The 13,090-nt window shown below is 71.9% G+C and carries 8 protein-coding genes; 5 read left to right on the top strand and 3 right to left on the bottom strand.

What is annotated here, in order from left to right; translation table 11 throughout:
* The first annotated feature begins 1 nt into the window (after nucleotide 1).
* The 5 genes from RV986_RS18080 (at nucleotide 2) to moeZ (ending at nucleotide 6,768) form a co-directional block, all read left to right on the top strand.
* Nucleotides 2-2,008, top strand: a complete 2,007-nt coding sequence (locus RV986_RS18080; RefSeq protein WP_475918392.1) for a DUF3492 domain-containing protein — start codon at nucleotides 2-4, stop codon at nucleotides 2,006-2,008.
* Nucleotides 2,008-3,288 (top strand): hypothetical protein, encoded by a 1,281-nt coding sequence (locus RV986_RS18075; RefSeq protein ID WP_475918391.1) that lies wholly within the window; start codon nucleotides 2,008-2,010, stop codon nucleotides 3,286-3,288. The genes RV986_RS18080 and RV986_RS18075 overlap by 1 nt, the downstream gene beginning before the upstream one ends.
* A 541-nt stretch (nucleotides 3,289-3,829) precedes the next feature.
* Nucleotides 3,830-4,789 (top strand): NAD-dependent epimerase/dehydratase family protein, encoded by a 960-nt coding sequence (locus RV986_RS18070; RefSeq protein ID WP_475918390.1) that lies wholly within the window; start codon nucleotides 3,830-3,832, stop codon nucleotides 4,787-4,789.
* On the top strand, nucleotides 4,777-5,526 hold the full coding sequence (locus RV986_RS18065; protein WP_475918389.1) for a spherulation-specific family 4 protein: 750 nt from the start codon (nucleotides 4,777-4,779) through the stop codon (nucleotides 5,524-5,526). The genes RV986_RS18070 and RV986_RS18065 overlap by 13 nt, the downstream gene beginning before the upstream one ends.
* A 63-nt stretch (nucleotides 5,527-5,589) precedes the next feature.
* Complete coding sequence (gene moeZ, locus RV986_RS18060) at nucleotides 5,590-6,768, top strand: adenylyltransferase/sulfurtransferase MoeZ (protein WP_475918388.1); 1,179 nt, start codon at nucleotides 5,590-5,592, stop codon at nucleotides 6,766-6,768.
* Between the two features lie 152 nt (nucleotides 6,769-6,920).
* On the opposite strand, the gene RV986_RS18055 is transcribed toward moeZ, so the two are convergent.
* The 3 genes from RV986_RS18055 to RV986_RS18045 form a co-directional block, all read right to left on the bottom strand.
* Nucleotides 6,921-8,477, bottom strand: coding sequence for an alpha/beta hydrolase (locus tag RV986_RS18055; RefSeq protein ID WP_475918387.1), 1,557 nt, complete (start codon nucleotides 8,475-8,477; stop codon nucleotides 6,921-6,923).
* Between the two features lie 116 nt (nucleotides 8,478-8,593).
* Nucleotides 8,594-10,138: an alpha/beta hydrolase gene (locus tag RV986_RS18050; RefSeq protein ID WP_475918386.1), complete on the bottom strand. Its 1,545-nt coding sequence runs from the start codon at nucleotides 10,136-10,138 to the stop codon at nucleotides 8,594-8,596.
* A 115-nt stretch (nucleotides 10,139-10,253) separates the two neighbouring features.
* Nucleotides 10,254-13,052: a lysylphosphatidylglycerol synthase domain-containing protein gene (locus RV986_RS18045; protein WP_475918385.1), complete on the bottom strand. Its 2,799-nt coding sequence runs from the start codon at nucleotides 13,050-13,052 to the stop codon at nucleotides 10,254-10,256.
* Nucleotides 13,053-13,090: the final 38 nt, after the last annotated feature.

Here is a 13,090-nt window from a genome sequence, read left to right as displayed (position 1 = left end):
CGTGCGCATCGGACTGCTTACGGAGGGTGGCTATCCGTATGTGAGCGGTGACGCCAGGCTCTGGTGCGACCGGCTCGTGCGCGGGCTTGGGCAGCACGAGTTCGACATCTACGCGCTCAGCCGCAGCGAGCGGCAGGAGGACGAAGGCTGGATCCCGCTGCCGCCGCAGGTCAGCCGGGTGCGGACGGCTCCGCTCTGGACGGCCGAGGACGACGGTGTGTCCCACGGGCGACGAGCGCGCCGACGCTTCGCCGAGTGCTTCGGGGAGTTGGCGGCGGCGGTGTGCGGGGGGCCGGGGGTCTTCGACGGCGTGGGGCCCGTGGGCGATGCGGCGGCTCGCTCCGGGAGAAGTTCAGGGGCTCGTTCCAGGGGCGGTCCGGGGGTGGGATCGGCGGCTGGTTTCGCGGGCGGTCCGGGGGCGGGTTTGGTGGCTGGGTTCGGGGGCGGTCCGGGCGTGGGTTCGGAGGTCCGTCTCGGGGGCGGTGCGGAGGTGGGTTCCGGGGCCGGTTTCGCGGGCGGATCAGGGGTGGGTTCCGGGGGCGGTCTCACGGGCGGATCAGCGGTGGGTTCCGGGGGTGGTTCAGAGGGTGTCGGCGGCTCGGAGGCCCTTCGCGGCCTTGAGGCGGACCGTTTCGGCAGCGCGCTGTACGGCCTCGCGGAACTCGCCCGCGACGAGGGCGGACTGGTCGGGGCACTGCGCTCCGAGGGCGCCGTGCGCGCGTTGGAGCGCGCCTGTCGCGCGCCCGGCGCGCTGCGCGCCGCACGCACCGCCCGCGTACCCGATCTGCTCGCCGTCGCCGCCCACATCGAGCGCGCCCTGCGCCCCCTCTCGCTCGACTGGTACGAGGACGACGGGCTCGGCTCGGTCGATCTGTGCCACGCGGCGGCCGGCGGCTCGGCCGCCCTGCCCGGCCTGCTCGCCCGGCACTTCGCCGGAGTGCCGCTGCTGGTCACGGAGTACGGCGTGCAACTGCGGGCGCACTACCTGGCCTCCGCCGCCGTCGAGGAGTCCCCCGCCGTACGGGCGCTGCTCGCCGCCTTCCACGGCAGGCTGACCGCCGAGGTCTACCGCCGGGCCGCGCTCATCACACCCGGCAACACCCACGCCCGCCGCTGGCAGGAGCGCTGCGGCGCCGACCGCGCCAAACTGCGCACCGTCTACCCCGGCATGGAGGCCTCCCGTTTCGCGGAGGTGGGCGAGCGCCCGGAGAGCGTCGCCGGACGCACCGACCCGGACACCCTGGTCTGGGTCGGCCGCATCGAGCCGGCCAAGGACCTGATCTCGCTGCTGCACTCCTTCGCCGAGATCCGCAAGGAGGAGCCCAGGACCCGGCTGCGGATCGTCGGGGCGCCCGCCGAAGGGCCCGAAGGCGCCCAGTACCTGACCCACTGCAAGGCGCTGGCCGCCCAGCTCTTCCCCGACGAGGCGGAGGGCGTCCACGCGGTCGGCGACAACCCCGTGTCCTTCGAGGAGATCGGCGGCCCGGAGGCCCCGGACCTCGCCGAGGCCTACGCGTCCGGCGCCGTGGTCGTCCTCTCCAGCGTCGTCGAAGGCTTCCCGATCAGCCTGGTCGAAGCCATGTTCTGCGGTCGCGCCACGGTCTCCACGGACGTGGGCGCGGTCGTCGAAGTCATCGGCGGTACGGGGCTGGTGGTGCCGCCGCGCAACCCGAGGGCGCTCGCCGAGGCGTGCGTGGCGCTGCTGCGCGACCCCGAGCGGCGCGCACGCCTCGGCGCGGCGGCCCGCGCGCGGGCCCTCGAACTCTTCACCGTCGAGCAGAACGTCGCGGCATTTCACGGCATTTACCTGGAGATCGTCTCGCACTCCCCGGTCCGCCGGCTCGTCGTGGACGACGAGGGAGCCCCGCTGCCCTTCGGCGTACCGGCCGAGGCACATGTGCCGGGCCGTTGGACGGAGGCCCGCCTCACCGCCGCCGGACGGCCGCGCTGGGCAGCGGGGGCCCCGGTACGCGCCACGGTTCCGCTGTCCGCGGGGGAGGGAGCGTGATGAGCGATCTCGGCCATGCGCGGTCCGAGGCCCCGCCTCAGGAAGAAGACGGTGACGCGGGCACGGGACGGGACGGTTCGGGCGGCGGTTCGGGCGGCATCCTGGAGGGTGCGCTCGGCGTCTCGGGCGGCATTCGGGAAGGTGTGCCCGGTGGTTCGGACGGCGGCTTGCGTGGCGTCTCCGGGGACGCGCTCAAGGTCGGCGGCGCCGGTCGCCGTGGTGCCGTGGACCCCGTCAAGGCGCTGATGCACCGGCACCGCGAACTCTGCGAACGCGCCGTCGACCCGTTGGAGATCGCGGCGGGCCTGGAGGCACACGGCGTGACCGACCGGACCGCCGCCCGGTTCCGCCACCGGGACGTGTTCTCGCTCGCCGAGGAGATGTACGCGCGTGTGGCCCGCGACGGAGAACCGGCCCCACGGCCGGTGACCCCGGAACGCCCCGGCGCGCGCGCCGCCTGGGCCGCGCTCGCCCTGCTGCCGGGCGCCCTGTGTACGGCGGCCGTGATCGGGCTGCGGCTCACCGAAGGCAGGCCGCGCCTCGCGGTCGCCGCGGCCGGCACCCTCGCCGTGACGCTCGGTCTGCGCGTCGCCCTGCGCCACGGCCCCCTCGCCACCACGCACCGCACGACGAACGGCACCCGTGCGTGGACCTGCTGGCTGCTCGCGTACACCCTGCTCGGCGACGGACTGCTGAGCGCCGCCGTCGGCGGCGGCCCCGACCCCGACGGCCCCTGGCCACCGGCCACCGCGCCGGTGCTGGCCCTCGCCCTGGCATGCGCCCCCGCGGCCTGGTGCGCCCACCTCTTCGCCGTACGCGCCCGTCGCAGACTGACCGCCAGCCGCGGACTGGAGGAGTTCGCCGTCTCCGTACGGCCGCTGCTCCTGGGCGTGTTCGCCCTGTTCCTTTGCGCCCTCGGCACACTGCTGGCGCTGTGCGGTGCAGTGCTGGGCGAGCCCGCCGCGTACGCCGGAGCGGGTGCCCTCGGCGCGCTGCTCCTGCTCGCGCGGCTGCTCACGGCGCGCGGTTTCACGCACGCCCCGGCCGTCGTCCTCGGCGCCGCCGGAGCCGTCGAGGCGACCGCCCTGACCACGGTCTTCGCGGGCCGCCTGCCCGGCTGCTCGGTCCTGTCCATGCCCGTCGAGACCATGGTCGGCGCCTGGGGGCCGGGTGCACTCCCGGCCCTGGTGTGCGGCGCCGCCGCCCTCGTCCTCCTGATCCACGCGACCCGCACCCTGACCAGGGCCTCGGCCCATGCCCTACCGGGCGGGACACCATGAGCCCCGCCCCAGCCACCGACCGACCCCGCCCGCACGACACGGGCGGTGACCCGCGACGCCCGCCTGCCACGGGGCGTGATCCGCGGCACCCGTACGGCAAGGGTTGTGACTCGCGACACCCACGTGGCACGGGTCGTGATCCGCAATGTCCACACGGCACGGTCCGAGACCGCGGACGCCTGCGATGCCCGTCGGGCGCCACGAGCCGAGGCCCGCGAGCCGAAGCGAGCGGCCGCGAGGGGCTGCGAGCCGCGATCCGGACTCCGCCCCGCAAACCGGCCCACGACATCCCCGCCGGGGCCCGTGAGCCCCGACCCGTCCCCGCCGGGGCCCGTGAGCCCCGACCCGAGACCCGGCCCACGGCGCCGCCCCCCACCGCCGCGAGCCGCGACCTGCGCCCGAGGGCCCAGCCCTCGCACCGGGTGCACCCCTCCCGCGGGGCCGACACCGCGGGCCCTCCCTCCGACCCACGGCACCACCCCGAAGGAGAACGCCAGATGATCACCTCCCGAACCGGAGAATCCGCCCCGGGAGCCGCCCGATGAGGGTCCTGCTGATCGGAGCCAACGGATATCTCGGCCGTTTCGTCGCCGACAGACTGCTCGCCGACCCGGCCGTGCAGCTCACCGCGCTCGGCCGGGGCGACGACGCCGACGTACGGTTCGACCTCGCCTCGGGCAGCCCCGGCGCTCTCACCCGCTTCCTGGACGCGGTGCACCCCGGAGTCGTCATCAACTGCGCGGGCGCCACCCGCGGCGGCGCCCGCGAACTGACCCGGCACAACACCGTCGCCGTCGCCACCGTCTGCGAGGCCCTGCGCCGCAGCGGCTGCGGGGCGCGCCTGGTGCAGATCGGCTGCGGCGCCGAGTACGGGCCCAGCCAGCCCGGCTCCTCCACCGCCGAGGACGCGGTACCGCGCCCGGGCGGCCCGTACGGCGTCAGCAAGCTCGCCGCCACCGAACTGGTCCTCGGCTCCGGCCTCGACGCCGTCGTGCTGCGCGTCTTCTCGCCCGCGGGGCCCGGCACCCCCGCCGGGTCCCCGCTCGGCCGCCTCGCCGAGGCCATGCGGCGCGCCATGCAGTCGGGCGACGGCGAACTGAAGCTCGGCGGGCTCGGAGTCCAGCGCGACTTCATCGACGTCCGCGACGTTGCCCGCGCCGTGCACGCCGCCTCGCTCTCCGCCGCACAGGGCGCCATCAACATCGGCTCCGGCCGCGCCGTCCGGCTGCGCGACGCCGCCGCCGTCCTCGCGCGCGTGGCCGGTTACGGCGGCACGCTGCACGAACTCGACGGCCCGCACGGACCGATGAGGTCGTCCATCGGCCACCCCAGGACCGAGCCGGACCCGGCGGCCCCGGTCGCCTACCCCTACCCGGACGGCTGCGGCAGCTGGCAGCAGGCCGATGTGCGCACCGCACGCGACCGGCTCGGCTGGCGGCCCCGGATCAACCTCGAAGAGTCCCTCGCCGACATCTGGATGGAGGCGGCATGCCGCATCTGACCAGCACCGCGGCCGACACCGCGAGCACGGACTTAAAGGTCGGCCTCGGCATCCCCGGCTATGCGCACCCCCTTGTCGCTCCCGTGGAGTGGAGCGCACTCACCCGCCCCGGAACCCCTGTGCACTGGGTCGTCCTGAATGTCGCGGGCGGCCCCGGCACACGGCCCGACCCGCACTGCCTGGAGGCCGTCGGCCGCCTTCGCGACGCCGGCGTGCGCGTCCTCGGGCACCTGGACGCGACCTACGGCGCACGCGCCGTGGGAGAGGTGATCTCCGACGCCCACCGGTATGCCGACTGGTACCGCGTCGGCGGGTTCCTCCTGCACCGCTGCCCCAGCGAGCGTGCCGCGCTTCCCGAGGTCCGCCGCACGGTCGGCACACTCCGCGCGCTCCTCGACGATCCGTACATCGTCCTCGGCCCCGGCACCCACCCGCACCCCGGCTATGCCGAGAACGCCGACCAACTGGTGACCTTCTCCGGCGCCTGGAGCGACTACCGCTGGTCGCAGGTGGCCGAGTGGACCGCCGACTATCCGCCCGAGCGCTTCTGCCACTTCGTGCACGGGGTACCGCGCGGTCATCTCGACGAGGCGCTGCGCATCGCACACTGGCAGGGCGCGGCCACGATCTACTTCACCGACCGCACGGATCACGGCGGACGGACCGATGCCTGGGAGACGCTGCCCGGCCACTGGGACGCAGTCGTCTCGCGGATCGGAACGGGTGTCTCGGAATGAAGAAGGGCGTGGCAGTGTTACGGGGAGAACAACTGTAGTGATTGACCGACCAACGGAGTCCCCGTGTCGCTGCCACCCCTGGTCGAGCCGGCTGCCGAGCTCACCGTAGACGAGGTCCGCAGGTACTCCCGCCACCTGATCATCCCCGACGTGGGCATGGACGGGCAGAAGCGGCTGAAGAACGCCAAGGTGCTGTGTGTGGGCGCCGGCGGCCTCGGATCGCCGGCGTTGATGTACCTGGCCGCCGCGGGCGTGGGCACGCTCGGCATCGTGGAGTTCGACGAGGTCGACGAGTCGAACCTGCAGCGCCAGATCATCCACAGCCAGGCGGACATCGGCCGTTCCAAGGCCGAGTCGGCGCGCGATTCGGTGCTGGGCATCAACCCGTACGTGAATGTGGTCCTTCACGAAACGCGGCTCGAGGCCGAGAACGTGATGGAGATCTTCAGCCAGTACGACCTGATCGTCGACGGCACGGACAACTTCGCGACCCGCTACCTGGTCAACGACGCGTGCGTCCTCCTCAACAAGCCGTACGTGTGGGGCTCGATCTACCGCTTCGACGGCCAGGCCTCCGTCTTCTGGTCCGAGCACGGTCCCTGCTACCGCTGCCTCTACCCGGAGCCCCCGCCGCCGGGCATGGTCCCCTCCTGCGCCGAGGGCGGCGTCCTGGGCGTGCTGTGCGCGTCCATCGGCTCCATCCAGGTCAACGAGGCGATCAAGCTCCTCGCGGGTATCGGTGAGCCGCTCGTCGGCCGACTGATGATCTATGACGCCCTTGAGATGCAGTACCGCCAGGTCAAGGTCCGCAAGGACCCGAACTGCGCGGTCTGCGGCGAGAACCCCACTGTCACCGAGCTCATCGACTACGAGGCCTTCTGCGGCGTCGTGTCCGAGGAGGCCCAGGCGGCGGCGGCCGGCTCGACGATCACTCCCAAGCAGCTCAAGGAGTGGATCGACGACGGCGAGAACATCGAGATCATCGACGTCCGCGAGATCAACGAGTACGAGATCGTCTCGATCCCGGGCGCCAAGCTGATCCCGAAGAACGAGTTCCTCATGGGCACCGCCCTGGAGACCCTCCCGCAGGACAAGAAGATCGTCCTGCACTGCAAGACGGGTGTCCGCAGCGCGGAGGTCCTCGCCGTCCTGAAGTCCGCGGGCTTCTCGGACGCGGTGCACGTCGGCGGCGGCGTCATCGGCTGGGTCAACCAGATCGAGCCGGAGAAGCCGGTGTACTAGGCGCCGGTGTACCAGGCGTACGGCTTTTCGGGAGGGGCCCGGCACCGCGTGTGCCGGGCCCCTTTCCGTCGGCCGGGCGAACTCAGTCGGCCGGGCGGGCTCGATGGGGTAGGCGGGCCCGGGCTGTGGTCCCGGTCCGCCCGTCGCAACGGCTACGAGGCGCAGACCTTGCCGTCCTTGGGCACCGTCCCGTCCAGCAGATAGCTGTTCACCGTGGAGTCGACGCACGAGCTCCCGCTCCCGTACGCCCCATGGCCCTCGCCCTTCCAGGTGAGCTCCACTCCGACGCCCTTGCCCAACTCGTCGGCCATCCTGCGGGCACCCTCGTAGGGAGTCGCGGGGTCCCCGGTGTTGCCGACGACCAGGATGGGCGGGGCTCCCGGCGCGCTGACCTCCGGGGTGTCGTACTGGCCGGCCACCGGCCAGTCGTGGCACCAACCGGCCGTGTCCCAGCCCATGAAGTCCCCGAAGACGGGCGAGATCTTCTCGAACTCGGGCAGCAGCTTCTTCGTCTCCGCGGGAGTCGGCCGCTGCTTGTCGTCCAAGCACGATATGACCCGTTGGGAATGCGTCGTCGTGCCGTAGTGCCCCGAGGAGTCGCGGTCGTTGTACCCGTCGGCGAGTGCCAGCAGCTCCGAGCCGTCCCCGTCCTCGGCGTCCTTGAGCGCGCTGGTCAGACGCGGCCAGCCCTCCTTGCTGTACAGCGGCAGGACGATGCCGGTGAGTGCCAGTGTCTGGGTGAGCGTGCGGCCGCCGGCTGTCGGCAGGGGTTTCGCGTCGATCCGGTTCAGCAGGTCCACGATCTTCTGGGAGCCCTGCTTCGGGTCCTGGCCGGTGGACTTGAGGTAGTCGTCCAGGGCCCGCTGGAAGCCCAGGGTCTGGTTCTTGGCGTGGCCCACGGTGTCGGCGCTCGGGTCCACGACGGCGTCCAGCGTCAGACGTCCCACGTTCTTCGGGAACAGATGGGCGTACACGCCGCCGAGTTCGGTCCCGTAGGAGAAGCCGAGGTAGTGCATCTTCGTGTCGCCGAGGACCTGGCGCATGAGGTCCATGTCGCGGGCGGTGTCGGTCGTCGAGACGTGCGCCAGCAGCTTTCCGGCGGCTTTCGCGCAGCCCTTGCCGAAGTCGTCGGCGTCCTTGAAATATGCCGTCTCCTCGGACGCGTCGTCCGGTGTGGCGTCCACCGACTCGGCGGCCTGGATGGACTTGTCGCTGCGGCAGCGCACGCCCTCGCTGGCGGCGACGCCGCGCGGGTCCCAGCTCACCAGGTCGTAGCGCTCGTGGAGCGGGCCGACGATGCTCTCGTACGACGGCAGTGTGGTGACGCCCGAGCCGCCGGGGCCGCCGAAGTTGAACAGGAGCGAGCCTATGCGCCGGCTCTGGCCGCCGGTCGCCTTCGAGCGGATCAGCGCGAGGCCGATGGTCTCGCCGTCCGGCTTCGTGTAGTCCAGCGGCACCTTGAGTGTCGCGCACTGCCAGCCGCTGCCCGGCTCGGGGGAGTCCGACGTGCCCTTGCACCGGCCCCAGTCGAGCTTCTGCGAGGTGAGCGAGGCGGGCAGCCCCGAGGCGGTACCGGAGGAGGGCGCGGCGGCCGACGGCGTATCGCTGTTCTTCCCCTCGTCCTTGCCGTCACCGGACGAGCCGCTGCTGCAGCCGGCCACCAGCAACGCGGCGGCGGCCGCGGCCGTCCACCGTGCGAAACGCGTCATGTGCTTCCCCCCTCGCCCGTGATCCGCCGGATGTCGCGGATCACACGCAAGCCATATTAGGCGTCACCGCGCAGCCGCCGCGGAGGCCTGTGGATAACGCTCTGACCTGCATGTTTCTAGGTGCAGATGGTTCCGGCGGGCGGCACGGTCCCGTTCAGCAGATAGCCGTTCACCGCGTTGTGCACGCACTTGTTCCCGCTGTCGTATGCGCCGTGGCCCTGGCCCTTGTACGTCAGCTCGACGCCGACGCCCTTGCCGAGTGCGTCGACCATTCTTTTCGCGCCCTCGTACGGCGTGGCCGGGTCGCCGGTGTTGCCGACCACGAGGATCGGCGCCGAGCCGGGGGCGCTGACGTCGGGGTGGTCGGCGGCGCCCGCGACGGGCCAGTCGGTGCAGTTGAGCATGCTCCAGGCCAGATAGTCGCCGAACAGGGGTGAGGCGGCCCGGAATTCCGGCAGCCTCGCCTTCACGGCGGCGGTGGTGTAACGCGGTTTGTCGTCGGCGCAGTTGATGGCGATGTTCGCCGCGGTGATGTTGCTGTACTGGCCGTTCTCGCTGCGTCCGTTCATCGAGTCCGCCAGCAGCATCAGGACCCTGCCGTCACCGTCGTACGCCTGGTCCAGGCCCTCCGTCAGGTACTCCCAGAAGTCCTTGGAGTACAGCGCCTGCGCGATGCCGGTGGTCGCGGCGGTCTGGGTGAGCTGCCGCGGGAAGACGCCGGGGATCGGTTTGTTCTCAAGGTCCTTGAGGAGTTCGGCGATGCGTTTCTCGACGTCCTGCGGGGTGTCGCCGATCGGGCAGGGCTCGGCCTTGGAGGTGCAGTCGTCGGCGAAGTTGTTCAGCGCGAGCTGGAAACCCCTGGCCTGGCCGAGGGAGCTCTGCTCGGGGTTCTGCGTCGGGTCGACGACCCCGTCGAAGACGGCACGTCCCACGTTCTTGGGGAACAAGTGCGCGTAGACCCCACCGAGTTCGGTGCCGTACGAGATGCCGAAGTAGTGCAGCTTCTTGTCGCCCAGGACGTGGCGCATGAGGTCCATGTCGCGCGCCGCGTCGGTGGTGCGCACATGCGGGATCGTCCGGCCGGAGTTCTTCTCGCAGGCCGCGTTGAACGTCTTGGTGTTGTCGAGGAATCCCCTCTGTTCGGTGGTGTTGTCGGGGGTGGCGTCCTGCTGGAAGAACACGTCGAGTTGGCTGTCGTTCTCGCACTTCACGCCCGCGCTGCGGCCGACCCCGCGCGGGTCGAAGCTCACCAGGTCGTAGCGGGTGCGCAGCTTCGCGTAGTCCTCGCCGAAGGCGGGCAGCGTGGTGACGCCCGAGCCGCCGGGGCCGCCGAAGTTGAAGAGGAGGGAGCCGATGCGCTTGCTCGGGTCGCCGCTGGTTCTCGCCCGGATCAGCGCGATGCCGATGGTGTCGCCCTTGGGGTCGGCCCAGTCGAGGGGCGCTTTCAGGGTGGCGCACTGCCAGCGCGTACCGCCCGGCAGGGGCGAGGGGGCGCTGCCGCCGCCCTCGGACTCGGACGGGGCCGGGCAGTCCTTCCAGCTCAGCTTCTGAGCCGTCAGATCCTCGCCCTTGGAGTTGCCGGTGCAGCCCGTCAGCGCGCAGGACAGCACAACGGCGGTGACGGTGAGGGCAGCGGCGCCCAGCTGGGACGGGTTCGGCATGCTTCCCATCCTGCGGTCGCGCAGGGCGGGCCGCTCGGGGCGCGAGCCGTGCGGGTGAGGGGCGCGCGCGGGCTCGTGCGGGCTCGTGTGCCGCTCCACAGGCCCGTGTGCGGCTCTAGAGCGCGCCCTTGCGTGTCAGGTGGTTGAAGAACAGCCAGCCCGGCAGCACCGGCAGCCACAGGGTCAGCAGCCGGTACAGCAGCACCGCGGGGGCGGCGACCTCCTTGGGGAGTCCGACGGCGATCAGACCGACCGTCAGGGTGGCCTCGACCGCGCCGACGCCGCCGGGGGTCGGCGCCGCGGAGCCGAGCGCGTTGCCGGCGAGGAAGACGACGGCGACGCTGGCGAGGCTGAGCGTGGTGGTCTGGTCGTTGCCGAAGGCGCGGATCGACGCGTCCAGGCACATCACGAAGCAGGCGGTCAGCAGCAGCATGCCGCCGATGCCCGTGATCAGCTTCTGCGGCCGCTGCAGCACGTCGAGCATGCGCGGCACGACGCCCGCGAACAGTGACCTCACGCGCGTGACGACGAATTTGCGCAGGAACGGCACCGACGTCACGACCAGGACCAGTACCGCGACCGTCAGCAGACCGGCGATGACCGTGCGGGACGGCGACAGGGAGGGCGTCTTCTCCGTGCCGGTCAGATAACCGAAGGACAGCAGCATCAGGATGTGGCAGCCGAGTCCGAACAGCTGCGACGCGCCGACGCTCGCCACCGCGAGCCCCGGACGCACCCCGGCGCGCTGCAGGAAGCGCGTGTTGAGGGCGACACCGCCGACCGCGGCGGGCGCCACGATCTTCACGAACGAGCCGGCGACCTGCGCGGCCACGGCCCGCATGAACGGCACCCGCTCCGGGACGAAGCCGAGCAGGGCCATCGCCGCCGCGAAGTAGCTCAGCGCCGAGAACAGCACGGCTGCCGCGACCCAGCCCCACTGGGCGTCGTCGAAGAGGGTTGCGAACTCGATGTGGGTGAGCTGCGTCAGCAGGAAGTACCCGCCGATGGCGCCGGCGATGAAACTGATCAGCGTGCGTGGCCTGACCCGCTCCAGACGGGCCGGTTCGACCGGCGCCTGCGGGCGGATCCGCAGCACCTGGTGGCGGATCTGGGTGAGCAGATCCTCCTCGCGCGCCTCGTCCAGAGCCTCGTCGATCGCCCGCTTCTCGGCCCGCTGCTCGGCGCGTACGGCCTTCTTGCCGGGCTTCTCCGTCCCGGTTTCGGCGTGCTGGGCCTGTTCGGCGCGGGCCAGCTTGTCCTGCCGGGAGGCCTCCAGGACCGCGTCGCGCTCGCGTTGTGCGCGCTCCCGGGCCAGTTTTCGCAGCGTCGCGCGCGTGGAGCGGGTCAGCGCGATCGGCTGCAGCAGCGGCAGACAGTCGGCGATCGCGTCCGGGCCGAGCACACCGACGGCCGAGGCCACCGTGCGCTCGGCGCCGACGCGCAGCCCGAGCGTGGTCAGCAGCTGGGCGATGTCCATCCGCAGCAGCAGATCGCCGGCCGCGATCTCACCGCCCCGCAGGTCGGTGAGGATCACCGTGCCGGAACGATCCACCAAGATCGCGTCACCCGCGAGCCTGCGGTGCGCGATGCGCCGCGACTGCAGGGCCTGCACCTGATGCCAGGTGTCGCGCAGGAGAGCGTCGGTGATGAGTTCGTCGGGCAGCGAGTCCAGGGTGCGCCCGCCGGTGTGCTCATAGACCAGCATCACGGCGTCCGGGCCGAGCTCGGACGTCGCGATCAGCTTCGGCGCGTTGGCCCCGGCCGCGATGGCCGCGTACGCGAGGAGCGCCTCCTGCTCCAGGGCCTGGCGCAGCGACTGCAGACTGCGGCGGGTGGCCAGGCCGCGCAGCGTCAGGTTGCGCCACACGCGGTAGAAGAAGCCCTGCGCCTGCTGCTCGCGGTCGACCACCGTGACGTCCAGCGGACGACCGTCCTCCAGGGTGACGAAGTAGCGCCGGCCGCGGTCGCCGTTGTCCGTCGTGTCCGGGGTCTCCTCGCGGGCCGCGCTGACGGGATGGAAACCGACGTGTCGCAGGCCCGCCATCAGCGTCCGCCCGGTCGGGCGCACATTCGGCGAGCCGACCGCGTACAGCGTCCCGTAGGCGACGGTCCACCCGATCAGCACGGTCAGGATGATCGAGAACGGCGTGGTGTAGCCGGTGACCAGCATCGAGAAGGCGTCGAGGAGCAGCACCACCCACAGCACCGCGCGCCAGCGCGGTCTGCGGGACATGCCGACGGCCGTCATGTACGCGATGACCGGCGCCAGATAGCCGTGCACCGGGTCGGTGAGGGCGTGGATGTCACCCGGTGAGGGCTGGGTGAGCGCCTCCTGGATGGAGTTCGGCGCGGCCTTGGCGACCCACAGGTCGGTGGCGAGTGTCACTCCGTGCGCGAGGACGGCGGCGAGGACGCCGTCGGCGATGCGCAGTCCGTCCCGTTTGATCAGCCGCTCGATTGCGAAGGCGACCGGCACCAGGAGGATCGCGATGCTCGACGCCAGACCCGCGATCTTGATCAGCAGATCGGGTGCCTGGCCGGTGCCCTTGTTGATGTCCTGTTCGAGCCCGGAGGTGGTGCCGTGCGCGAACGCGGCGATGGCGAGCAGCACCACGATCGCGAGGAAGCCGACCATGAGCCGCATCAGGTCCGACGGGCGGTGCACGCGCGCGGGAAGCAGCGGCTCATCGCCCTCGACCTCGTCGTTGTGCACCTCGTCGCCGCAGTCGTCGTCCGGACCTGCCTGCAGCTTCTCGTTCTCGGACGACTCAGGAGCGGGCGTTTCGCCCCCCTTGGGGGTGGGCTTCGTCGACGCCTCGCCCGCGTCCTGCTGGGCGGAGTCGCCGGTGTCCGGGCGCGACGAGGCGGCGGAGGTGCTCTCCGCGTCTTCGGGGTGCACGCCCTGCTGCCTCATCGTCTCTTCTTGATCTCGTATCACCAGTCACCGCCCGC

The sequence above is a fragment of the Streptomyces sp. RLA012 genome (assembly GCF_056270325.1).
Note: the sequence above shows the minus strand (reverse complement) of the source record. Positions and strands in the feature narration are given on the sequence as shown.

Bases quoted from the DNA above. Each gene is read 5' to 3' on its own strand.
- RV986_RS18045 (WP_475918385.1), bottom strand. From the start codon at position 13,052: ATGAGGCAGCAGGGCGTGCACCCCGAAGACGCGGAGAGCACCTCCGCC.
- RV986_RS18075 (WP_475918391.1), top strand. From the start codon at position 2,008: ATGAGCGATCTCGGCCATGCGCGGTCCGAGGCCCCGCCTCAGGAAGAA.
- RV986_RS18065 (WP_475918389.1), top strand. From the start codon at position 4,777: ATGCCGCATCTGACCAGCACCGCGGCCGACACCGCGAGCACGGACTTA.
- RV986_RS18050 (WP_475918386.1), bottom strand. From the start codon at position 10,138: ATGCCGAACCCGTCCCAGCTGGGCGCCGCTGCCCTCACCGTCACCGCC.
- RV986_RS18055 (WP_475918387.1), bottom strand. From the start codon at position 8,477: ATGACGCGTTTCGCACGGTGGACGGCCGCGGCCGCCGCCGCGTTGCTG.
- RV986_RS18070 (WP_475918390.1), top strand. From the start codon at position 3,830: ATGAGGGTCCTGCTGATCGGAGCCAACGGATATCTCGGCCGTTTCGTC.